Source organism: Occallatibacter savannae (assembly GCF_003131205.1).
In the GTDB taxonomy this organism is placed as follows: Bacteria; Acidobacteriota; Terriglobia; order Terriglobales; family Acidobacteriaceae; genus Telmatobacter; species Telmatobacter savannae.
This window is the reverse complement of record NZ_QFFY01000005.1, coordinates 382,257-404,349: the sequence shown is the minus strand read 5'-3', so window position 1 is coordinate 404,349 and position 22,093 is coordinate 382,257. Positions and strand designations below refer to the sequence as shown.

The window sequence follows — 22,093 nt, the reverse complement described above, 5'->3', positions numbered from 1 at the left end:
TTTTAGTTGGTGCGGTAGTTGGTGAACGTCAGCTCAACGCCGAGATCTCGCCCCCGCAGGGTTGCGATGATGGCCTGCAGGTCGTCGCGATCTTTGCCGGATATTCTTACGGTATCGCCTTGAATGCTGGCCTGCACCTTCTTTTTTGAGTCTTTGACGATACGGACAATTTCCTTGGCCTTTTCGGTGGGGATGCCCTGCTGCAGGGTGATCTTCTGGCGTACGCTCTGCCCGGCTGCGGGCTCGACCTTTCCGTAGGTCAGGTTTTTGAGAGAGACGCCGCGCTTGACGAGCTTCTGGCCGAGGATCTCCTTGACCGCTTCGAGCTTGTACTCGCTGGCCGAGGCCATTTGGATGGTGTCGGCGCCCTCGAGATTGAGCTCGGAGTGGGAGTCTTTCAGGTCGAAGCGCTGGCGGATCTCTTTGATTGCCTGGTCGATAGCGTTGCGCACTTCCTGCATGTCGACCTTGCTGACGATGTCGAATGAATTGTCCTGGGCCATGATTCCGTTCCTCAGATTGCCGGGTTGCTCAAGTCCGCTCTTGAGGGCGGTGCAACACTATCAGTTTCCCACGCCAAGGGGAAGGTTGAACAATCGGCAGAAGTTTCTTGTCGTTGCGGCGGCGAGATCTTCGGGAGAGACGGCGTGAATTTCGGCTATGGTTTGTGCCGTCTGAACGATGTACGCAGGCTCGTTGCGCTTTCCGCGAAGCGCGTTTGGGGCAAGCCAGGGCGCGTCGGTTTCGACGAGAAGACTGTCGAGGGGAACGCGTCCGGCCACATCGCGGAGCGGCTGCGCTTTGGGGTAGGTCACATTTCCGGCGAAGGAGATGAGGAATCCAAGATCGAGCGAGCGGCGGGCCTGCTCCCAACCGCCGCCGAAACAGTGCATTACGCCTCCGAGGGCAGTGGACGCCCAGTGCTCGTCGAGAACCTCAAAGAGATCGTTCCAAGCGTCGGCTGATTCTTTGGCGCCGCGGCAATGGATGAGGATCGGTCGTTTGCGGTTCGCAGCGATCAGAAGCTGAGCGATCAGGCCCTCCTTCTGAACGGGATGAGGAGCGCCTTCGTGGTAGTAGTCGAGCCCTATCTCGCCGCAGGCGATGACTTCGGGTTGGGCAAGCAGGTTGTCGAGTTTAGCAAGGGCTGCTTCGTCGGCTTCGGGCGTGTTGTGGGGGTAGATGCCGGCGCTCGCATAGAGCCGGGGCAAGCCCGCTTTGCCGTTGTATTTGCGGCAGATCTCCGAGGCACGGTGCATCTCGGCGGGGCCTTCGCCGATGCCGATCGAGAGAACTGCGCCGACTCCGGCCTCCGCCGCGCGGCGAAGCATTTGCTCGCGATCTTCGTCGTAGCGCGGGCTGTCGAGGTGGGCGTGGGAATCAATCAGCAATGAGCAGCCTCAAGGACTTCGTTCACCTACCGTAAATTTCCAACCATTTTGGCTCTTTTACGACAGCTTCGATTGCTTCTCTGACGTTGCTCAACGTGAGGCGGCGAACAAAGATCGCCGGGGATCCAAAGAAGTAGCCGACACCCTCATTCTCCATGCAGCGATAGATGTTATTCGGAGTGGCCAGAAGGAATGTGTATACATGGCCATCATCGAGAGTCACGCTTACGTCGATGTTGTCGTTGTCCGGGTCGATTTCGTTCACATCCGACAAGAACTCAATCTGCATGCGACTTGATCGCCCCTATCATTGAGCTACTTCAAACGCGCACCAAGAGGGACATCTTCGAGGAAGCCTGCGAGTACGGGAGCGCCGTCGGGAGGCAGTGATGCCGCGAGCAACATGCCATTTGACTCGAGACCGCGCATCTTGCGCGGAGCCAGATTGGCGACGATCACAATCTTGCGGCCAATGAGCTTTTCAGGCTCGTAGTATTGCGCGATGCCGGCGAGGATCTGGCGTTTTTCGTAGCCGAGATCGACTTCGAGACGCAGCAACTTGTCTGCTTTTGGGATTCGCTCCGCCACTAACACTTGCGCTACCCGCAGCTCCACTTTGGCGAAGTCATCAATGCTGATGTGGTTTGTCTGCGCCGGCTGTGTCGGCGCCTCGGGAGGGTTTCCCTTGTTCTCCTGCGTATCGAGAGGCTTGTGTTGTGAGGCCGCCGGCGGAGGAGCCGAGTCGAGGCGCACGCTGGTTAACTCCGGCTGCACCTGGCTGACATGGGTCGTGGGCACCGGTTTCTCAGAGCCCGGGGCCTGGGTCGGCGCGGTCTCGTTGCTATGCGGCGTGCTCTCAGTTGGCTTCGGAATTCCTGCTCCAGGCTTCATGCTTGGGTCTTGAACCTGATTCACGGACGGAGATGCCGGCGGTGGGGCGGGAGCGACCGGCAGAGCCGAGGTGGGCGCTTCGGGCTTCGCCCCTTCTTGCTTGCTGGCGGCCTCCACGGCGTTTTTATTGTTTTCGTCTTCGAGATTCTGCATACGGGTGACTGCGTCCTTTTCAGCGCGCGGGAAGAGCGGTGCGGGCTCGCCCAGTTTCGTGCCGGGCTTTAATCCGCCCCACGCAACGTTGGTTAGAAATGCATTCTTCGCAGCGTCGGCGATGTCGCCCTGTCCAAGCTGCTGCCACACCTTGGATGCCGCATCCGGCAGGATGGGATAGACGAGCGCCGTGATGACACGGATGGCTTCGGCTGCAGTGGAAAGGACGCGGGCCTGCAATGAGGCGTGGTCGGCTTCGGAGCGGTCGGCGGGACGCTTCCATGGCGCGTTGGCGGTCAGGTAGCCGTCAGTTTCAGCGACAAGGTTCCAGAGCGACTTGAGAGCTTCAGAGAAGTTCAGCTCGTCGAATAGCGGTGCGAACTCGGCGATTGTTCGGGTTGTGCTTTCGCGAAGAGCAAATTCGGCGGCCGTCTCAGGGCTGGACTCAGGCACAGTTCCGCCGAAGTATTTGTGGACCATGTTGACGACGCGGCTTACGAGATTGCCGTAGCCGTTGGCCAGATCGCCGTTGTAGCGCTGCACCAGCGCATCGAAGCTGAAGTTGCCGTCTTGGCCGAAGGGGATCTCGCGGAGCAGGAAGTAGCGCAGGGCGTCGGCGCCGAGGACTTCGCGCACGGTGTCAGCGCGGACGATGTTGCCGCGCGATTTGGACATTTTGCCCTGATCGAAGAGCAGCCAGCCGTTGGCTTTGATGGAGCGGGGAACAGGGATGCCGGCAGCCATAAGGAAGGCAGGCCAGTAGACGCAATGAAAGCGGCTGATCTCTTTGCCGATGAGGTGAATGTCCGCGGGCCAGAACTTTGCGAAGCGCGCCTGGTCGGCCGGATTATCGGAGCCGTAGCCGAGAGCAGTGATGTAGTTCGCCAGCGCATCGAGCCAGACGTAGACGACGTGCTTCTCGTCGCCGGGAACCGGAATGCCCCAGGTGAAGCTGCTGCGGCTGATGGAGAGGTCTTTGAGGCCGCTGCGAACGAAGGAGATGACTTCGCGACGCGTGGAGTCGGGCTGCATGAAGCCGGGATTCTCTTCGTAGAACTCGAGAAGCTTGCGCTCGAAGGCGGAGAGCTTGAAGAAGTAGTTTTCTTCGCTGACTGTCTCGGTGATGCGGCCGCAGTCCGGGCAGGGAGCGCCGGGAGGGACATCTACCCATGCCTCGTCGGAGACGCAGTACTGGCCAGTGTACGAGCCCTTGTAGATGAACCCACGATCGCGCAGTGTTGCGAAGAGCCTCTGAACGCCGCGCTTGTGGCGGGGCTCGGTGGTGCGGATGAAGTCGTCGTAGGTGAGGCCGAGGCGGTCCCAGAGGGCGCGGAATTCACCAGCTATGTGATCGGCGAAGTCCTGAGGAGTACGGCCCGCAAGCTTTGCGGAGCGCTCGATTTTCTGGCCGTGCTCGTCAGTGCCTGTCAGAAACCAGGTGTCGATTCCCATTGCCCGTTTCCGCCGCGCGATCGCGTCGCACACGATCGTCGAGTAGGCGTGCCCCAGATGCGGGCGCGCATTTACGTAATAAATGGGCGTCGTCAGGTAAAAATGGGCTGAATTGGAATCGGTCTTTGCCATCGAGTCAGGGACAGCTTCCAGCTAAGAGGCTGAAACGATGCCAGAAGCTGCGTCCTCTTCATCTTACGGCATTGAGAGTGCTGCGCTTCAGGCGCTGCAGTGACAGCTACATGCACTGCGGGACGAGAAAGTCGGCAGCTTCAGCCTGTCCGGCGCCCCGCAGCTACGCTCTAGTTCGAGTGCGCGCGGAGGGAGGAGATTCGGGCGCCGCAGGCGCAAAACGACGTGCCTTTTGTCGCGTTACTGACGTTCGCGGCGGCTGAATCGGCAAGAAGTTGTTCTGTTAGAATCAGCTTGATAATCAAGGATTTCCGAGGCATCCAGGCGTGTATCAGGAACTGAAGAACCGGCTCGAGTCGCATCTGCGCGATGTGCTCAAAGCCAAGTACGATCTGGCGGTTGAGAACATTCCGTTGGAGACTCCGCCCGATCTGAAGTTTGGCGAGCTTGCAACGCCGATTGCATTTGAGCTTGCGCGCAAATTGCGCAAGGCTCCTAAAGCGATTGCGCAGGAGATTGTGGCGGAGCTAGGCACGCCGCGCGGGTTTGCTTCATTTGAGATCGCCGGCGCAGGGTACATCAACGCGCACCTCGATCGGACGATTGCGATCAGGATGATGACCAGCGGCGAGGACTCGGAGCCCGCGAAGTCCGACATTCACGCGCTGGTCGAACACACGAGCATCAATCCGAATAAGGCCGCGCACATCGGACACCTGCGGAACGCAATCCTGGGAGACACGTTTGTCCGGCTGCTAAAGGCAGCGGGGCGGCAGGTTGCGGTGCAGAACTACATTGACAACACCGGGGTTCAAGTTGCGGATGTGGTTGTCGGGTTCCTTTATCTCGAAAAGAAAGCGCTGGCTGAGATTCGCACGCTGATCGAAGATCTGGAGCTTCATTTCCAGCGTGTCGACTACTATTGCTGGGACCTCTACGCGCGCACGTCGCAGTGGTACACGAGCGGAAGCGATGCAGAGAACGAGCAGCGCAAGAAGCTTCGCTACCAGACATTGCACGAGATTGAGCATGGCGGCAATGAGACGGCGGCTGTTGCCGATCTGATTTCAACGGCGATTCTGCGGCGGCACCTGGAAACGATGCTGCGACTCGGCATTGAGTACGACTTCTTGCCGCGCGAAAGCGAGATTCTGCACCTGAACTTTTGGGCGCTCGCGTTTGAGCAGCTGAAGCAGAAGGGCGTTCTCTACTTCGAGAATGAGGGCAAGAACAAAGGCTGCTGGGTTATGTCGCGCAGCGGAACGCAGCCGGCTGCGGGCGAAGTGGATGAAGACGCCAAAGTTATTGTCCGGTCGAACGGCACGGTCACGTATGTCGGCAAGGACATTGCGTACCACCTCTGGAAGTTTGGTCTGCTGGGCCGCGACTTCGGATACAAGAAGTTCTTCACCTATCCCAATCATGAGTGCTGGATCTCTGCCGAGAGCGGCGAGGCTGACCATCCGCACTTCGGCGACGCGCAGGCTATTTACAACGTGATTGATTCACGGCAATCGGATCCGCAGGCCAATGTAGTGCAGGCGCTGCGCGGCATGGGCTATACCAAGCAGGCAGACAACTACACGCATTTCGGCTACGAGATGGTGGCGCTGACGCCGCGCTGCGCGGCGGAACTGGGCTATGACGTGCCGGTTGAGGATCGCGACCGTTCGTACATTGAAGTGAGCGGACGCAAGGGATTTGGCGTGAAGGCCGACGATCTGATCGATAAGCTGATCGCGGCAACTCGCGCTGAAGTTGACTTGCGCCAGACTTCGCGCGACGACCAGGAGCGGCAGCAGATTGCGGAGCAGATTGCGATCGGCGCGCTGCGCTACTTCATGCTGAAGTTCACGCGCAATTCTGTTATTGCATTCGACTTCAAAGATGCCTTGAGCTTCGAGGGGGAGACAGGCCCTTATATCCAGTATGCGGTGGTGCGCGCGCGCAATATCTTCCGCAAGGGATCGATCACTCCGGAGGCTGTGCTGCGCGAGTTTGCAGGATCGGATCCGGGTGCGTTCCTGATGGGCGAGGTAGGCGACGATATCTGGTCGCTGTGGCTGCGCGCCGGGCGGCGTTCCGCTGTGCTGGAGCAGTGCATTGCGACTTCAGAGCCGGCTTACCTGGCCAAGCACGCGTTCCAGCTTGCGCAGGAGTTCAACAACTTCTACCACAAGCATCATGTGCTGACGGAGATCGATCCGGAGCGGCGGATGTTTCTGCTGGCGACGGCGGCGATCACGATGCGCGAACTGATTACGGTGCTTGCTATGCTGGGCATTGAAAGCCCGGAGGCAATGTAAGGCGGTTGATGTTGTCGAAGTTCTCTGAGCAATCAGGGATGTAGTGTGCGTCACAAACAGGGATTCGGGCATCAGGAGTATAGTGCTCACCGGCTTGAATAGAAGGACCGGTTGCCATGGAAAATAGCGCCTTGCATACACATACTCTGCTCCCCATTGAAGAGATCGCTCAGAAGCTCTCGCTGCTGCCTTCGGAGTACGAGACGATCGGCGCCCATGGCGCGAAGCTCAAGCTCGAGTTGCTCGATAACCCGGCCTTTCCCGTGCGCGGCAAGCTGATCATGGTTACGGCGACGACGCCCACCACTTCGGGAGAAGGCAAGACTGTTGTGTCTATCGGACTGGCGCAGGGTCTGGAGCGCATCGGCAAGAAATCAATCCTCACGTCGCGCGAGCCATCGCTGGGTCCGGTGTTCGGCATGAAGGGCGGGGCGGCCGGGGGAGGACTCTCGCAGGTTGAGCCAAGCCAGAAGATCAATCTGCACTTTCACGGTGATTTTCACGCGATCACAGCGGCGCACAATCTGCTTGCCGCGATGATCGACGCGCATCTCTTCCATGGCAATGCACTCGATCTCGACCCGGCGCAGATTACCTGGCCGCGCACCATGGACATGAACGATCGCGCGCTGCGGCGGATCACGGTGGACGTGGGCGGGAAGCACGATGGGGCGAATCGTCAGACCGGATTTGTGATCACGGCTGCTTCGGAGATCATGGCCATCATGGCGCTGGCTTCGAGCCGAGCCAATCTGCGGCAGCGGCTCGATGCCATCGTTGTAGGGTCGTCGCGTTCGGGTCGCCCGGTGACTGCCGCTGATCTTGGAGCGACCGGTGCCATGCTCGCGCTGCTGGACGATGCCATCAAGCCCAATCTTGTGCAGACGACGGAAGGCACGCCGGCGCTGGTGCACACGGGCCCGTTCGGAAACATCGCGCACGGTACGTCGAGCATTGTTGCGCAGAAGATGGGCGTGCGGTTGGCGGACTACGTTGTGAATGAGTGCGGATTCGCTGCCGATCTCGGGGCGGAGAAGTACTTCGACATCGTGATGCGCTGCTCCGGAATACAGCCTTCGGCCGCAGTGTTGGTAGTCAGTGTTCAAAGCCTGCGTGCGCAGGGTGAGGGCAAAGTCGAAGCTGGATTTGTAAACCTCGATCATCACATCCGGACGTTGCGCGGTTTCGGTGTGCCAATTGTGGTTGCAATCAACCGGTTCCCGGCGGACAAGCCGGAAGAGTTGGAGATGATCGCGACGGAGTGCTCGCTGCAGGGCGTGCCATGCGCGCTCGTCGAGGCGTTCGCAAGGGGTGGCGAGGGCGCAGTCGATCTGGCGCACAAGGTGGTTTCGGCGATCGAGACCAATCCGCGGCCCGAGATACAGCCCGTGTATCCGCTCGAGGATCCGCTCGATACGAAGATCCTGAAGGTGGCTATCCAGGTCTACGGCGCAGACGGAGTTATCTTCAGCGAAGCTGCGCGCGCGAAGCTCGACCGCTACAGGGAGTGGGGATTTGAGCGGCTGCCCGTGTGCATCGCCAAGACGCAGTATTCACTGACTGACGATCCGAAGCGCATGGGCGCGCCCAAAGGCTGGACGCTGAACGTAAGCGACGTGAGGCTGTCGGCGGGCGCGGGGTTCGTGGTGGCGATTGCGGGCAATATGATGCTGATGCCGGGCTTGCCGAGCAGCCCGCGGGCGATGTCCATCGATGTGGATGCTGACGGAAACATTATTGGAGTTTGAGGAGCCGGTGGTCTTCCTGGAGTTGTCTTTCGCAGCCGTCAGCTATCAGCTTTCAGCCGTCAGGAGATCGCCTCCTGACCAGAGCGCCGCTTTCGAAACTCGACCCGCTGCTGAAAGCTGACCGCTGAGAGCTGAAAGCTAACTCGCGTAGCTCCGCACCCACTCGAGGATCGAGCGCACGCCCACGCCACTCGGTCCCTTGGCGATGAAAGGCTTGTTCTCCTCGATCCAGGCGAGGCCGGCGATGTCGAGGTGGATCCAGGGCGTGTCTTCTGCGAATGCGTGGAGGAACTCGGCTGCGGTGATTGCGCCGCCCCAGCGACCGCCGGTGTTCTTGATGTCGCCGATGTCGCTGCGGATGAGGTCGTAGTACTCGTCGGCGAGCGGCATACGCCAGAACTTCTCTCCTGACGTCGAAAGCGCAGTCTGGAACTTGTCAAAGGTGGCGTCATCGTTCGAGAACGCGCCGCCATTGATCATGGCGAGGGCGACAACGCAGGCGCCGGTGAGCGTAGCGGCGTCGATGAGGTGGGTTGCGCCGAGGCTCTTCGCATATGTGATGCCGTCGGCAAGGACGAGGCGACCTTCCGCATCGGTGTTGATGATCTCAATGGTTTTTCCGGACATTGCGGTCTGAACGTCACCTGGCTTCTGCGCTTTGCCGTCCGGCATGTTTTCCGCCGCGCAGACAATGCCGATGACGCGGACCTTTGGTTTGAGGAGAGCGATGGCGCGCATTGCGCCGAGCATGGCAGCGCCGCCCGCCATGTCGTACTTCATCTTTTCCATGTTGTCGGCAGGCTTGATGGAGATGCCGCCGGTGTCGAAGGTGATGCCCTTGCCTACGAGTCCAAGAACGGGCCCGTCCTTCACGCCCTCGGGCTCGTATTTCAGAACGATCAGCGCCGGAGGCTCGGCGGAGCCCTGCGAGACGCTCCAGAACGCGCCCATCTTCAACTCGTGCAGCTTGTCGGTCGAGTAAATCTCCGACTTGAGGCCGACTTCTTTGGCCATCTCTGCCGCGCGCTGGCCGAGGACGGTTGGGGTCAATTTGTTGCCGGGTTCGTTGACGAGCGTTCGGGTGAAGTTCTGGCTTTCGCCGACGATCACGCCTTCGTTGAACGCGGTTTTCAGAGCATTCTGATCGGCTCCCGCCGGAATTGCGACCGTCAGAGACTGCACGCTGATGTCTTTGCGCTCGGTGCGATAGGTGTCGGCATCGAAGTTGCCGAGGAACGAACCCTCGGCGACAGCGCGCGCGCTGGTCTCGGCGGCAAGGGACACGCCGGAGTCCGCGACGTTCTCGGGCAGAGCGATGGTCAGCTCGCGAATGGCACGCGGCTTGGTGTAGCGCACGGCCGTGCCGGCGGCGTTGCGGACGGCGTGTACGGTGGCTTTGGCTTTTTTGCCGAGGCCGACGATGAGCAGGCGTTTTGCGCTGAGGCCGGTGGGAGAATGCAGCAGGATCGTCTCGTTTGCGCCTGCCTTGTACTCGCCGGTCGAGAGCACGGCGGCAGCGGCTGACCGCACTTTTTCGTCGCTGGTCAGCAGAACGGGCTGCGGTTTTGCGTCAGGGCCCTTGGCGGTCTGAGTGTCTGTGGCGAAGACCGCAAGGAGTTCGGTCTGAATCTGGGCTAAAGGAGAGAAGGAGATCTCAGTGCGCATACTGGATCATTATTTCATTGCGATCCGGTGTGATCTCGCGTGCGCCTCAGGATGACACGGCTTGGGGTTAACGCCCCATGCGGTGTTTATTTGCGTTGATGGCGGAGCGGGCTTCTCGATCGGCTTCGCGACGCTTTTCGGTTTCGCGCTTGTCCCAGTCCTGTTTGCCCTTGGCGACGGCGAGTTCGCACTTTACTTTGCCGTTTTTGAAGTAGAGGCGGGTGGGGATGAGCGTATGCCCCTTGATCTGCGTCTTTGCCATAAGCCGCCGAACCTCGTCCTTATGAAGCAGGAGCTTCCGAGTACGGGTTTCGTCATGGTTGGCTATATTCCCGTGCGAGTAAGGACCGATGTGCATGTTCAGAAGGAAGGCTTCACCATCTTTGACAAGGCCGTAGGAGTCCTTCAGGTTCGCCTTTCCTTCGCGAATGGACTTCACCTCGGTCCCGCGCAGGGCAACGCCAGCCTCGAATTTCTCGAGGAGGAAGTAGTTGTGGCCGGCGGCACGGTTGTGAGCGGCGTCGCGCTCGCCGGAGGCTACCGGGTCCCGGGGCTTGGCCTCCTTCTGCGGGGCCGAAGTGTCCCGGGGTACGATAGTGTGGCTGGTTTGGCGCGGCATGGGGGGAATACCCTTAAACTTTCATCGTAGCATCGCAACCTAACTGCCACATTGCAGTGAGGCTTTGCTAGAATGGGGCATTCGTTTTGGCCGTAACCACCGAGTTCGGGAAGTGTAGTAGACAGAGCGTTTCAAGGATCTCTCCTCGCACGACCAGTCCCGGAGCAGATCCCGATTCTTCTCTAACGCCTGGGAGTCCGATGAAAAGCCGCATCCTTTTTCCTGCGCACTCTGTGTCCGTCGTTTCGAAAGCCCGTCTCTGGATTGTGCTCGCGGGCGTGCTTGCATTTCTATGCGCAGGTTCGGCGGAAAGCTTTGCGCAGTCGGCGAAGAGCTTCTACAAGCGCGGTCAGGATGCCGAAGCTCGGGAAGACTTCGACGGCGCGTTTCAGAACTTCCAGAAGGCCTACACGATGGCGCCGAAGAACGAGGTGTATCGCACCGCCTACCTGAGGGTGCGGTTTACCGACGCGGCGATGCACGTGACGAAGGGCCGCAGCCTGGAAGCGAGCGGCGATCAACAGGCGGCACTGGTGGAACTGCTTCGTGCTGCAGAGATCGATCCGAGCAACGAGGCCGCGCAGCAGGAAATCGCCAAGATTCGGACGAAGCTCTCTGGACAAGCGCCAGTGCAGGCCAACTCTCCCGTGAGCGCGACCACGCAGGCCGACATGGATGCGATTGGCTCGCCTGTACAGCTAAGGCCGATGAATAATGAGCCTTTCCTGCTCCGCATGACAGAGGACTCGAAGACGGTCTATCAGGCCATCGGTAAGGCTGCCGGCATCAACGTGCTGTTCGATCCCGACTACATTTCGAAGCGCATCCAGGTCGACCTCAATAATGTCTCGCTGATGGACGCGCTGCGTATCGTCGGAACGCTCTCCGGCACGTTTTGGAGGCCGATCACACAGAACACCATCTTCGTTGCGGCGAACACGCGCTCGAAGCGCGCGGAACTCGATGAGCAGGCGGTGCAGACCTTCTATCTCTCGAACGCGTGGCAGCAGAACGATTTGAATGATGTTCAGACCGCGCTGCGCAACGTACTGCCGAACGCGAAGGTCTATGGTGTCGCCAGCCAGAACGCGATCGTGATGCGCGCGACGCCAGATGAGCTGTTGCTTGCACAGAAACTCGTCACCGATCTGGATAAGGCACGGCCTGAGGTTGTGGTCGATATCGGCGTTCTCGAGGTGAGCAAGAACTGGGAGCGCAATCTCGGCATCTCCTGGCCATCGAGCGCGAGTGTGCAGTTGCAGTCGCCCTCGGCCAGTACCAGCACAACCTGCCCGACAGGAAGCACGAACTGTACTCCGACCACAAGCACGAACAATCTGACGCTCTACAACCTTGCGCATCTGAATTCCAATGACTTCGCTGTTACGGTGGGCCAGGCAACCGCGAACGCGCTGCTCACGGATAACAACACGCATATTCTGCAGAACCCGCGGATTCGCGCGGCCGATCAGCAGAAGGCGACCATGAAGATCGGTTCGCGCATCCCCATCGCGACCGGTTCGTACCAGACCGGCGCGGCGACGGCACTCGTCAGTTCGCTGGTGAATACGCAATTCCAATATCAGGACGTGGGCGTCAACATCGAGATCACACCGACGGTTCACTACGATCGCGACATTACTCTGAAGATGAGGATTGAAGTGACGGCGCAGAGCGGTTCAGTGACCATCAGCGGCGTGACAGAGCCGATTCTGAGCCAGCGTGTTGCAGAGCAGACGATCCGGCTGCGCGAAGGCGAGGCCAACATCCTCGGAGGCATCAACGAGCAGCAGATTCAGGACAACTGGAGCGGGATCCCGGGGCTGAGCCAGATACCGATTCTGCGTTATCTCTTCGGATCACATGACAAGATCCGCCAGGATGACGAGATTGTCTTCCTTGTGGTTCCCCACGTGGTACGTTCGCAGGATCTGACGCCTCTGAATCTCCGTTCCATCGACACCGGATCGGGGTTGAACGTCGAGTTGCGGCACGCTTCGGCTCCAGTGCAGCCACCGGTAAGCCAGGCTGCTCCCGCGGCAGCGCGGCCTAACTATGGCACGGTCCAGGGAGCCAGTGCCGAGGGTGCGGCGAACACCGCTCTGAATCAGATGAAGAGCACACAGGATGCAGCTCTGGCGCCTCCGGCGGCCAGTTCACCCGCTGCTGCCCAGCCTCCTGCGCAGGCGGGGCCCCCAGGGAACGTGAACCTGATGCTCAACTCGCCAGGAACGGTGGCTAACGGGACTACATTCCAGGTTCCGGTGGTGCTGACCGGCGGTACGGACGTTTCGGCGGTTCCTCTACAGGTTCAGTACGATCCGTCCAAGTTGTCGCTTGTGAACGTGGGTGACGGCGATCTGCTGAACCGGGATGGCCAGGTGGTCCAGATGGCCCACCGGGACGACGGTCCTGGAGACTTGACCGTGAATGTTGCGCGGGCCCCGGGAGCACCGGGCGTGAGCGGTGCGGGGGTCGTCTGCGTCCTTACATTTCAGGCGAAGGCTTCAGGGTCTACGAACCTCAGCATCACACGTGGCGGGGCGATGAACAGCGCGGGCAAACCCCTGCAGGCGCAGACCTCCCAAGCCACGCTGAACGTGCAGTAGGAGCAGCGAATTGATGAAACCGCTACGGCCAATCCGAAAACCTTCGGAGCGGGGCCTGACGCTGGTCGAATTAATCGTCACGGTGGCGATTCTGTCGATTCTGGCATCGGCAGCTATCCCCATTGCGCGGTTTAAGGTCAAACGGGACAAAGAGCGGGAACTCCGCCGCGACTTGTGGGAGATGCGGGACGCGATCGACCACTACAAGGACGCAGCCGATAAAGGAGCGATCCAGACCAAGGTGGACAGCCAAAATTATCCGCCTGATCTGGACACGCTGGTAAACGGTGTAGACATACAGGGGAAAAAGGTGAAGTTCCTCCGCCGTATCCCGGTCGATCCCATGACCGGCAAGGCGGAGTGGGGGCTGCATTCAATGCAGGACGATCCCAAGTCGGACTCGTATGGAGGTCAGAGCGTTTTTGACGTTTATTCGAAGTCGACGGGGACAGCCCTGGACGGAACAAAGTACTCAGATTGGTAGCGGAACCCGCAATTCGGCCCAAATGGCTCACCCGAGGTAACGGCTCGGGGCTTGCCAGAACGGTGCAAACACCAATGGATGTAGGAGAATAGAGTCAGCTATGCGCAGCAAGAGGAAGAACGAGGCCGGCTTCACGCTGATGGAGTTGATGATCGTCATGATGATCATCGGCATCCTGACGACGCTCGCCATTCCGAGTTTCAAAGCTGCGATCAAGAACGCGCAGGAGGCGGTGCTTAAGGAAGACCTGCGCGTGATGCGATCGGCAATTGACTCCTACACCATGGATAAGAACAAAGCTCCCCAATCGCTCGAGGACCTGGTGCAGGAGGGATACTTGAAGGTCATCCCAGAAGATCCAATGACCAAGGCGCGCGACACCTGGACCACGGACACGAGCGACTCGTTGCATTCGCTCGACCAGACCGATCCCGGAATCGACGACGTGCACTCCGGTTCTCAGGAGACAGGATCCGACGGACAGCCTTACTCCACTTGGTAGTTGCGAGAGGGAAAATGGCTCGAAGGACGTCTGGCTCTCTGCTGTTTGTGTGTCTATTTGCGCTTTGTAGCGCTGTGCTTGCCCAGGACACAAAGACGATCACGCTGAAGGTCTTCGATGGCAAGAGCGGCCATCCGGTGATGCCGACGGGATATCAGGTTCGAGCCGATCATCTGAAAGAGATCCACACGGACTGGGTGAAGCCGAACGACGACGGCTCTGCGGAGTTGACCATCCCCGCGGACGTTCACGAAGTCTCCATACACCTGGCCTACGACAACTCGATGGACGTCTATGTCAACTGCGATGCGCAGAAGCCGACTTTCGGCGATGTGTGGTACCTAGTGCCGCAGATCATGTCTGAGGGTATGGTCATGGCGAACGGGTGCGGTCATGCTCATTTAAATGAGAAGTACAAGACCACAGCGCTTCCCGGCGAACTGATTCTTTTTGTGCGTGAAAAGAACTGGTTCGAGAAGGGGAAGGATTAAGATCGTCTTCAGTGCGATCTGAAACCCCTGTACTCGATTCCGCCTCTCTGGCGCTCAAAGCATATTATGCCTATCGACGGCTGATCGAGGCTGCCAGCCGACCCGGCATCGGTGAGCAAAGCCTGGGCGGCAAACTTCTCTACGCCGGTGAACTCGACACAGAGGGCCGGTCAGTCGTGATCGCCGGTAACGTAGCGGGCTGCGCAACGCTTGCGATCACAGCGGATGCCGAAGTTCAGAAGTCAGCGATTCGAGATGGGGTCGTGGATTTTGTGGTCAACTCGCTCGACGAAGCTCTCCGGATACTGAAGAACGAGGTGCGCAAGCGTTCCACGGTGGCGGTATGCATTGCTTCGCAAGCAGAGCCGGTTGAGCGGGAGATGCTGGAGCGCGGTGTGCAGGCCGACTTCACTCGGCAGGATGCATCTGCGGATCAGGCAAGGTCTGCCAATGTGGCATCGGCCGGCACAGCGGACCTGATGCGATCGCAGGCCATTGTTGAATGGACGGTGGAGTCTCTACCGGCGAAGTGGCTGCCCAGGATTGATGCGCTGGCGCTCGAGTCTCTCGACGCTGACGACGAATGGAGCCGCCGCTGGATTCAGCGATCGCCACGTTACCTGGGCCGGGCGGCTTCGAACCTTCGCGTCGTATGGTCCGATCGGGAATTCGCCGCGGCTTTCCTTGTACGCCTACGGCGCGCGTTTGAGGCAGCCGAGATCGGTGTGGCTGCGACAGTATCCGTTGCATCGAACGGCAGGTCAGAGACGCACGACTTCAAACCTGCGGCTTGAAACTGATTCAGTCTTCGAGACCAGTCAAACGCTTCCAAAGCTCCTTGATTCCGGCATTCGTCTTGGCGGATACAGGGAGAACTTCGTCAATGTCGAACTCGCGTTTAATGGCTGACAAATTCTTCGTCCTCTCATTGCCGCTGAGCCGGTCCGTCTTCGTCGCGACGACGAGGAAATCGCGTTCGACGTGGCGGAGCCATTCGAGCAGCTTACCGTCGCTCTGCTGCGGCGGGATGTTTGAGTCGACGAGGCAAACGCAGAGCTTCAGGGTTTCGCGCTCAGCGAGATAGGGCTCGATGAACTTCGGCCACTCTGCTGAAATCGACTTCGAAATCTTGGCGTAGCCGTAGCCGGGAAGGTCGGCGAGAACGACTTGGGGCCGCCCCTTGTCGTCGACAAGCTGGAAAAAATTGATGGCACGGGTGCGGCCGGGAGTGGAGGACACCTTGGCGGCCTTCTCTCCGACAAGCGCGTTCAGGAGGCTCGACTTACCGACGTTCGAGCGGCCTAAAAAGGCGATCTCCGGCACGGACGGTGCGGGGAAGTGAGCTGCATCAAGCGCGGAGAGGAGGAACTTTGTCTGGTATCGCATTCCAGGTTTCAGGATATCGAACTACGCAGAGCCATGTTCCCGATCGCGCCGCGTGCCCGAAGTAATCATCGGTGACGGATGAACATAGAAAGCTGCTTGCGTGTGGCGGGACCTGGCCTATACTGGCCTCACCGCTACAACCTAACTGGAGTCAAACGTGCACGCTTTTGTTGCCATTTGTCTGCTCGCCGCTACCTTCAATGGGTCTGACGTTCACGCCATCAAGTTTGCGGAGCCGCCCGTTACCAGGCCAGCCATCGTTGAGGGCTCCAAAGGCCCCGATCGCCTCACTCTTTTCAACGCAAACGGGGACCGAGTGGCCCAGTGCGAAAAGAAAGACGGCAAATTCTCCAACTGCAAGATGGAGCCTGGCATAACCTTCGACGATGTAATGAACGCCTGGGCCCACGCCTACGAAGACGTCCAGACTCGTTAGATTGCACGTCGAACCGGGACCGTCATTTCGGGCGGAGTTTAGTTGCGGAGTGAGAACTATGGCTCTGAAACTGCTGACAAATGGAGCGGGCGCACTTGTCTGCAGCGTCTTGCTGATCGCAGCGAACTCATCAGGTGCTGACACGCTGGCTGACAAAAAAGAAATCCTCCGGCTCGAAGAGGTTCAGGCCAAGGCGTGGTTGAAACATGATTGGGCCACCATCAGCATGATGGTCGCGGATGACTTCCAGTATTGGTCATTCAAAGGCATTCGCAGAAACAAGGATGATCTGAAGCGCACTCTTGAACAGAGTGGCGAAGGAGACACGAAGATCGAAGATCCCGAAGTGCGAGTTTATGGAAACGCTGCCATCTTTACAGCTCGCATTCTCGACACGGAGAAACTCCCGAATGGACAGACCCACGCTGAGAAAACATGCGTGACGGATGTCTTTATCCGTCGTGCTGGAAAATGGCGCCTTGTCGCCAGTCAGGAAACACCTGTGGCGGAAGGCAAATAGTACAGCGCCTGATGATCCGGGGCAGTCTGCGAGGCTAGAAGTTCGTGGCAGTACCGTAGTGACCTCGTGAAATTTGCTATAAAGGCCCATGCGAATACTCGCTAACGCGCTTCTGCTATTCGCTCTCGGGTCTTTCAGTACCGTGCAAACTCCCCCACTCGACAAAGGGATCTCCTCAACAGAGCAGGCAGCGATCCGCTCCGCCTACCGGTTCATGGCTCACGCATTCGAGCAGCGTCACCCTGAGCGAATGCGGCGGTTTCTTGCAGCCAAGTTCATCGAGACGCGAGAAGGTTCAGAGACAGTCCGAAATCGCGAACAGTTCCTGCAGGAGATAGCAGAAGAGTACAAGCATGCGCAGGCACCCATACACGTACGCTTTCAGTTAGGTGGATTCAAGCTAGATGGAAGCGAAGTTTTAGTCGACGTAGATGAGGACACCACATACCAAGTGCTTGGAAAGGACAGGCGGATCCATGCCGTTGAGTATCGGCAGCGTAGCCGGGACCGCTGGATGCGCCAACCGGGAGATTGGAAGTGCGTGCGTGAATCTGACGAATCACCGTATTCGATTCGTCTCGACGGTCAGAACGCAACACTTCATGACCTCACTGAGCTACTTCCATAAAAGTTGCGATTCCGAGCCGATTGCGCTGAGTTGACAGGTTCCGGGGTTGCATTCCCCGCGCAAGAAAAAAGGGAAGGCCTGAGCCTTACCCTTTTCCGTTGTATCGATCGATGAGATGCGCCTACTGCCGAGCTACCTGACCACCCACAACGTCGCTTGGCGGTGGCACTGCGGCAATCACCTCGTCCTCGGTCTTCGGCGCGGGCAGCGGGCTCTCCAGCGCCAGCGCCAGCACCTCATCCATCGTGTCGACGAAGTGCAGCTTCATCGAGTTCTTGATGTTGTCGGGAAGCTCGCTCAGGTCTTTCTCGTTTGCGCGCGGCAGAATTGCTTCGAAGATGCCGGCGCGCAGAGCAGCGAGCAGCTTTTCTTTGAGTCCGCCGATTGGCAGGACTTTCCCGCGCAGCGTGATCTCGCCGGTCATGGCGATGTCGCGGCGAACTGGGATTTTGGCGAGCGCGCTCGCCAGTGCAGTCGCCATGGTGATGCCGGCTGACGGGCCATCCTTTGGAATCGCGCCTTCAGGTACGTGCAGGTGCAGATCGACGTTGCGGTAGAACTCGCGCGTAAGCCCGAGCGCCTGGGCCTTGCTGCGGATGTAGGCGAGGGCGGCTTGCGCTGATTCCTGCATCACATCGCCAAGCTGGCCGGTGATGGTCATTTTGCCCTTGCCGTCGAGCACCTGAACTTCGGTGGTGAGAATGCTGCCGCCCACTTCGGTCCATGCGAGGCCGGTGACCAGGCCCACTTCGCTCTTTTCGTGAACCTCGGAATCCCGGAAGCGTGCCACGCCAAGGTGCTCTGCAATGCTCGCTGCCGTGATCTCTTCCTTGTGCTTTGCGCCCTTCTTCACGACTCGCCGCGCGACCTTGCGGCAGACGTTTCCGATCTCGCGCTCGAGGTTGCGAACTCCTGCTTCGCGTGTGTACTTGCGGATGATCTCGAGAATGGCTTCGTCGGTGAAGACAATGTTCTTCTCGCTCAGACCGGTTTGCTCACGCTGCTTTTTGACCAGGTATTGCTTGGCGATTTCGAGCTTCTCCTGCTCGGTGTAGCCCTGCAGCCGCAGCACTTCCATGCGGTCCTGCAGCGGAGCGGGGACAGTGTGCAGGACGTTTGCCGTGGCGACGAAGAGTACCTGGGAGAGGTCGTAGTCGACGTCGAGATAGTGATCCTGGAAGCTGGTGTTCTGCTCGGGATCGAGAACTTCAAGAAGAGCTGATGCGGGATCGCCGCGGAAGTCCGAAGCCATCTTGTCGACTTCGTCGAGCAGGAAGACGGGGTTCTTCGTACCCGCGCGCTTCATGTGCTGGATGATCTGCCCCGGCAATGCGCCGATGTAGGTGCGGCGATGTCCGCGGATCTCAGCCTCATCTCGAACGCCCCCCAGCGATAGCCGCACGAACTTGCGGCCTGTCGCCTTTGCGATCGACATACCCAGCGAGGTTTTGCCCACGCCGGGAGGTCCAACGAAGCAAAGGATCGAGCCCTTCGGATTCTTCACGAGTTGGCGGACAGCGAGAAACTCGAGGATGCGCTCCTTGATTTTCTCGAGGCCGTAGTGATCTTCATTCAGAACTTTTTCGGCGAAGTCGATGGACCGCGTTTCCTTGGACTTTTTCTTCCAAGGCACCGCGAGCAGCCAGTCAATGTAGTTGCGGCTCACGGTGGATTCAGCCGACATGGGCGGCATTGCCTCGAGCTTTTTGAGCTCCTGGACTGCCTTTTCGAGAACTTCCTTCGGCATGCCGGCGGATTCAATCTTCTTGCGCAACTCGTCGAACTCGTTCTTCTCGCCGCGGCCGAGTTCCTTCTGGATGGCCTTGATCTTCTCGTTGAGGTAGTACTCTTTTTGCGCTCGCTCCATCTGGCGCTTCACGCGCGACTGGATGTTGCGATCGAGGTCTAGCTTTTCGATCTCGATGTCGAGCACATCGGCGATGCGCGAGAGGCGCGCGGCGGGGTCGAAGATCGCGAGCAGTTCCTGCTTCTCCTCGATGCCGAGCTGCAGATTGGCCGCAATGGTGTCAGACAGTTTCGCGGGCTCGTCCATCCGGACAGTTGCGATGATGGTCTCGTAGTTGAGCGACTGCTGGAGTTTCACGTACTGCTCGAAGAGACCGGTGACGCGCTGCATTAACTGCTCGACAGAAGGCGTCATTTCGAAGTCAGTTTTGCCGGTGCGCACCGTGGCGACGAAGAATCCGTCTTTGTCGTTCACTTCGGTGGACTTGGCGCGCTCCACTCCTTCAACGAGCACCTTGATGTTGCCGTCCGGCATCTTGACGCTCTGCACGATGTTGCAGATCGAACCAACCTGATAGATCTCTTTTGCCTTGGGCTCATCGATCGATGCGTCGTGCTGCGTGGCCAGAAATATCTTGCGGTCTCCATTTAGCGCTTCTTCCAGGGCGCGCACGCTGGAAAGCCGGCCAACCACAAACGGCGTCATCATGTAGGGAAAGATCACCATGTCCCGAATGGGCATCATGGGCAGTTTGCGCGGCTCGTTCTTTTCTTTTGAAGAAGTCATAGGGACACCAGTAAGTTTTAGACGCGCGAACGACACTCTCGATTCAGCCGGGTGCCGCGCGTCTTGTTGGGATTGTACAGCCGTTTACTTCAGCGGGGGAGAATCACGGGCTTAAAGACTCAAAGGTCACATCCGCAATGGAACGTGACCTTTGAGCATACGAAACTGAGTTGTGCTTGAACTTGCGATGGTTTAGCCGGCCTTCTCCAGCAGACACAGCGAAAGATCGCGCCGCTCCACCATGTCCTTCGTGATCTCCAGATCGCGAACCTTCTTGCTCGAAGGCAGGTGATACATCAGGTCGAGCATCAGCTCTTCGAGAATCATGCGCAGTCCGCGAGCGCCAACCTTGCGCGCCAGCGCTTCGCGAGCCACTGCTCCAATTGCGTCGTTGCTGAAGTGGAGGCGAACATTCTCATACTCGAGCAGCCGCTGATACTGCTTGACGATGGCGTTGCGCGGCTTGGTGAGGATCTCAACCAGCGCTGCTTCGTCGAGTTCGTCGAGCACGCCCATCACAGGCAGACGTCCAACGAACTCAGGAATCAGTCCGTACTTGATGAGATCCTGCGGTTCGGTTTTACGGAGCAGCTCGGTGTCGCGATGCGAACGCGAAGTCGCCTGGTCCGCTTCTGCATCCGCAGTTCTGAAGCCGAGTGCCTTCTTGCCGATGCGTCGTCCGACGACGCGCTCTAGACCTACAAATGCGCCGCCGCAGATGAAGAGGATGTTGGTTGTATCAACAGCGGTGAATTCCTGGTGGGGATGCTTGCGTCCCCCCTGCGGCGGAACGTTGGCAACCGTGCCTTCCAGGATCTTGAGCAGCGCCTGCTGCACGCCTTCGCCTGAGACATCGCGGGTGATGGACGGGTTCTCGTCCTTGCGGCCGATCTTATCGATCTCGTCAATGTAGATGATGCCTTGCTGCGCTCGTGTCACATCGCCGTCGGCTGCCTGAAGCAGCTTCAGGATAATGTTCTCCACGTCCTCGCCGACATATCCGGCTTCTGTGAGAGTCGTCGCATCCACAATGGCGAAGGGAACATCCAGCATCTTGGCCAGCGTGTGCGCGAGCAGCGTCTTGCCTGATCCCGTTGGCCCGATGAGCAGAATGTTCGACTTCGCAAGCTCGACTTCGTTATTGCGCATGCGGTTCATCTGCACGCGCTTGTAGTGGTTGTAAACCGCTACCGCGAGCTTCTTCTTCGTCTGGTCCTGCCCGATTACATAGTCGTCAAGGAAGCTTTTCACTTCCTGCGGCTTGGGCAGGTGCCCGGCGGCTGTTGCCGGATGCGCGGAATCTCCCCGGTCGTCTTCAAGGATGGAGTTACAAACAGCGACGCACTCATCGCAGATGTATGCCCGTGGATAGTCGCTGGGCGACGAGATCAGCTTGGCTACCGCGTCCTGCGATTTATGGCAGAACGAACAGCGCAGCGCTTCTTCGGGTCCCGTGCGCGTTTTCATTGTTGGACTCCCCTTGACCTCACGAATTTGATTCCGCTTCCGTTGCGCGGCCTCTACGTCCGGGGCCGGTCGATAATTTCATCAATGATGCCGTACTCTTTCGCCTGTTGCGAGTTCATTATGAAGTCGCGCTCTACATCTCTTTCGATCCTGTCGAGTGGCTGGCCGGTGTGCTTCGCCATCAGGGTGTTGGTGATCTCCCGGATACGCAGGATCTCGCGTGCATGGATGTCGATATCTGTGGCCTGTCCGCTTAGCCCCCCCATGGATGGCTGGTGGATCAGGATACGCGAGTTTGGCAGTGCGAACCGCTTGCCCTTGGTACCGGCGAGTAGAAGGAACGCTCCCATGCTGGCCGCCTGACCAATGCAGTATGTCACCACGTTGTTCCGTATGAACTGCATTGTGTCATAAATCGCCAATCCGGCGGTAATGCTGCCTCCGGGGGAGTTAATGTACAACTGGATATCCTTCTCCGGATCTTCGCCTGACAGGAAGAGCATCTGGGCAACGACGAGATTGGCTATTTGATCGTCGATCGGCGTGCCGAGGAAGATGATGTTATCGCGCAGCAGACGGGAATAGATGTCATAGGCTCGCTCGCCCCGACTCGTCTGCTCAACCACCATGGGAACCAATGCCATTCGGAATTCATCCTTGCGAGGTCAATACTGTTATCG

The 22,093-nt window shown here is 58.8% G+C and carries 19 protein-coding genes; 9 read left to right on the top strand and 10 right to left on the bottom strand.

Annotation, left to right across the window (positions count from 1 at the left end; all coding sequences use genetic code 11):
* Nucleotides 1-2: 2 nt before the first annotated feature.
* The 4 genes from DHV10_RS19690 to metG are packed head-to-tail and all read right to left on the bottom strand — an operon-like array spanning nt 3 to nt 4,019.
* Nucleotides 3-503 (bottom strand): YajQ family cyclic di-GMP-binding protein, encoded by a 501-nt coding sequence (locus DHV10_RS19690; RefSeq protein WP_109488097.1) that lies wholly within the window; start codon nt 501-503, stop codon nt 3-5.
* A 60-nt stretch (nt 504-563) separates the two neighbouring features.
* Nucleotides 564-1,391: a TatD family hydrolase gene (locus DHV10_RS19685; protein ID WP_239461941.1), complete on the bottom strand. Its 828-nt coding sequence runs from the start codon at nt 1,389-1,391 to the stop codon at nt 564-566.
* Nucleotides 1,392-1,413: 22 nt separating this feature from the next.
* A complete protein-coding gene (locus DHV10_RS19680) occupies nt 1,414-1,680 on the bottom strand; it encodes a hypothetical protein (protein WP_109488096.1) in 267 nt (88 codons plus the stop codon).
* Between the two features lie 26 nt (nt 1,681-1,706).
* Entirely contained in the window at nt 1,707-4,019 is a 2,313-nt protein-coding gene (gene metG / locus DHV10_RS19675) for a methionine--tRNA ligase (protein ID WP_109488095.1), read from the bottom strand.
* A 326-nt stretch (nt 4,020-4,345) separates the two neighbouring features.
* Here metG and DHV10_RS19670 point away from each other — a divergent pair, with 326 nt between their 5' ends.
* Both DHV10_RS19670 and DHV10_RS19665 read left to right on the top strand, forming a co-directional pair.
* Nucleotides 4,346-6,325, top strand: coding sequence for an arginine--tRNA ligase (locus DHV10_RS19670; RefSeq protein ID WP_109488094.1), 1,980 nt, complete (start codon nt 4,346-4,348; stop codon nt 6,323-6,325).
* A gap of 131 nt (nt 6,326-6,456) precedes the next feature.
* Complete coding sequence (locus DHV10_RS19665; protein WP_239461940.1) at nt 6,457-8,073, top strand: formate--tetrahydrofolate ligase; 1,617 nt, start codon at nt 6,457-6,459, stop codon at nt 8,071-8,073.
* Nucleotides 8,074-8,211: 138 nt separating this feature from the next.
* Here DHV10_RS19665 and DHV10_RS19660 read toward each other — a convergent pair whose 3' ends face one another.
* Nucleotides 8,212-9,738, bottom strand: a complete 1,527-nt coding sequence (locus tag DHV10_RS19660; protein WP_109488092.1) for a leucyl aminopeptidase — start codon at nt 9,736-9,738, stop codon at nt 8,212-8,214.
* A 67-nt stretch (nt 9,739-9,805) separates the two neighbouring features.
* A complete protein-coding gene (gene smpB / locus DHV10_RS19655) occupies nt 9,806-10,357 on the bottom strand; it encodes an SsrA-binding protein SmpB (protein WP_109488091.1) in 552 nt (183 codons plus the stop codon).
* 200 nt (nt 10,358-10,557) lie between these two features.
* Between smpB and DHV10_RS19650 the strand changes: the two genes are divergently transcribed.
* From DHV10_RS19650 to DHV10_RS19630, 5 genes are all read left to right on the top strand, one after another.
* Nucleotides 10,558-12,966, top strand: coding sequence for a cohesin domain-containing protein (locus DHV10_RS19650; protein ID WP_109488090.1), 2,409 nt, complete (start codon nt 10,558-10,560; stop codon nt 12,964-12,966).
* A gap of 13 nt (nt 12,967-12,979) precedes the next feature.
* A complete protein-coding gene (locus DHV10_RS19645) occupies nt 12,980-13,450 on the top strand; it encodes a type II secretion system protein (protein ID WP_109488089.1) in 471 nt (156 codons plus the stop codon).
* 100 nt (nt 13,451-13,550) lie between these two features.
* Nucleotides 13,551-13,952, top strand: a complete 402-nt coding sequence (locus tag DHV10_RS19640) for a competence type IV pilus major pilin ComGC (protein ID WP_109488088.1) — start codon at nt 13,551-13,553, stop codon at nt 13,950-13,952.
* Nucleotides 13,953-13,966: 14 nt separating this feature from the next.
* A complete protein-coding gene (locus DHV10_RS19635) occupies nt 13,967-14,443 on the top strand; it encodes a hypothetical protein (RefSeq protein ID WP_162601699.1) in 477 nt (158 codons plus the stop codon).
* A gap of 11 nt (nt 14,444-14,454) precedes the next feature.
* Nucleotides 14,455-15,237, top strand: a complete 783-nt coding sequence (locus DHV10_RS19630; protein ID WP_162601698.1) for a urocanate hydratase family protein — start codon at nt 14,455-14,457, stop codon at nt 15,235-15,237.
* Between the two features lie 7 nt (nt 15,238-15,244).
* Here DHV10_RS19630 and yihA read toward each other — a convergent pair whose 3' ends face one another.
* Complete coding sequence (gene yihA, locus DHV10_RS19625; RefSeq protein WP_109488085.1) at nt 15,245-15,829, bottom strand: ribosome biogenesis GTP-binding protein YihA/YsxC; 585 nt, start codon at nt 15,827-15,829, stop codon at nt 15,245-15,247.
* A gap of 157 nt (nt 15,830-15,986) precedes the next feature.
* Between yihA and DHV10_RS19620 the strand changes: the two genes are divergently transcribed.
* Together DHV10_RS19620 and DHV10_RS19615 are read left to right on the top strand one after the other, a co-directional pair.
* On the top strand, nt 15,987-16,265 hold the full coding sequence (locus DHV10_RS19620; protein WP_109488084.1) for a hypothetical protein: 279 nt from the start codon (nt 15,987-15,989) through the stop codon (nt 16,263-16,265).
* 109 nt (nt 16,266-16,374) lie between these two features.
* Nucleotides 16,375-16,785: a nuclear transport factor 2 family protein gene (locus tag DHV10_RS19615; RefSeq protein WP_162601697.1), complete on the top strand. Its 411-nt coding sequence runs from the start codon at nt 16,375-16,377 to the stop codon at nt 16,783-16,785.
* 749 nt (nt 16,786-17,534) lie between these two features.
* On the opposite strand, the gene lon is transcribed toward DHV10_RS19615, so the two are convergent.
* The 3 genes from lon to clpP all read right to left on the bottom strand — a co-directional run bounded on the left by lon (nt 17,535) and on the right by clpP (nt 22,057).
* Nucleotides 17,535-19,946, bottom strand: coding sequence for an endopeptidase La (gene lon / locus DHV10_RS19605; protein WP_109488081.1), 2,412 nt, complete (start codon nt 19,944-19,946; stop codon nt 17,535-17,537).
* A 192-nt stretch (nt 19,947-20,138) separates the two neighbouring features.
* Nucleotides 20,139-21,413, bottom strand: a complete 1,275-nt coding sequence (clpX, locus tag DHV10_RS19600; RefSeq protein ID WP_109488080.1) for an ATP-dependent Clp protease ATP-binding subunit ClpX — start codon at nt 21,411-21,413, stop codon at nt 20,139-20,141.
* Between the two features lie 53 nt (nt 21,414-21,466).
* Nucleotides 21,467-22,057, bottom strand: a complete 591-nt coding sequence (gene clpP, locus DHV10_RS19595) for an ATP-dependent Clp endopeptidase proteolytic subunit ClpP (RefSeq protein WP_109488079.1) — start codon at nt 22,055-22,057, stop codon at nt 21,467-21,469.
* Nucleotides 22,058-22,093: the final 36 nt, after the last annotated feature.

Excerpts from the sequence above, each read along its gene's own strand:
- DHV10_RS19690 (WP_109488097.1), bottom strand. The coding sequence starts at position 503 with ATGGCCCAGGACAATTCATTCGACATCGTCAGCAAGGTCGACATGCAG.
- DHV10_RS19680 (WP_109488096.1), bottom strand. The coding sequence starts at position 1,680 with ATGCAGATTGAGTTCTTGTCGGATGTGAACGAAATCGACCCGGACAAC.
- metG (WP_109488095.1), bottom strand. The coding sequence starts at position 4,019 with ATGGCAAAGACCGATTCCAATTCAGCCCATTTTTACCTGACGACGCCC.
- DHV10_RS19660 (WP_109488092.1), bottom strand. The coding sequence starts at position 9,738 with ATGCGCACTGAGATCTCCTTCTCTCCTTTAGCCCAGATTCAGACCGAA.
- smpB (WP_109488091.1), bottom strand. The coding sequence starts at position 10,357 with ATGCCGCGCCAAACCAGCCACACTATCGTACCCCGGGACACTTCGGCC.
- DHV10_RS19650 (WP_109488090.1), top strand. The coding sequence starts at position 10,558 with ATGAAAAGCCGCATCCTTTTTCCTGCGCACTCTGTGTCCGTCGTTTCG.
- DHV10_RS19645 (WP_109488089.1), top strand. The coding sequence starts at position 12,980 with ATGAAACCGCTACGGCCAATCCGAAAACCTTCGGAGCGGGGCCTGACG.
- DHV10_RS19640 (WP_109488088.1), top strand. The coding sequence starts at position 13,551 with ATGCGCAGCAAGAGGAAGAACGAGGCCGGCTTCACGCTGATGGAGTTG.
- DHV10_RS19635 (WP_162601699.1), top strand. The coding sequence starts at position 13,967 with ATGGCTCGAAGGACGTCTGGCTCTCTGCTGTTTGTGTGTCTATTTGCG.
- yihA (WP_109488085.1), bottom strand. The coding sequence starts at position 15,829 with ATGCGATACCAGACAAAGTTCCTCCTCTCCGCGCTTGATGCAGCTCAC.
- lon (WP_109488081.1), bottom strand. The coding sequence starts at position 19,946 with ATGACTTCTTCAAAAGAAAAGAACGAGCCGCGCAAACTGCCCATGATG.
- clpX (WP_109488080.1), bottom strand. The coding sequence starts at position 21,413 with ATGAAAACGCGCACGGGACCCGAAGAAGCGCTGCGCTGTTCGTTCTGC.
- clpP (WP_109488079.1), bottom strand. The coding sequence starts at position 22,057 with ATGGCATTGGTTCCCATGGTGGTTGAGCAGACGAGTCGGGGCGAGCGA.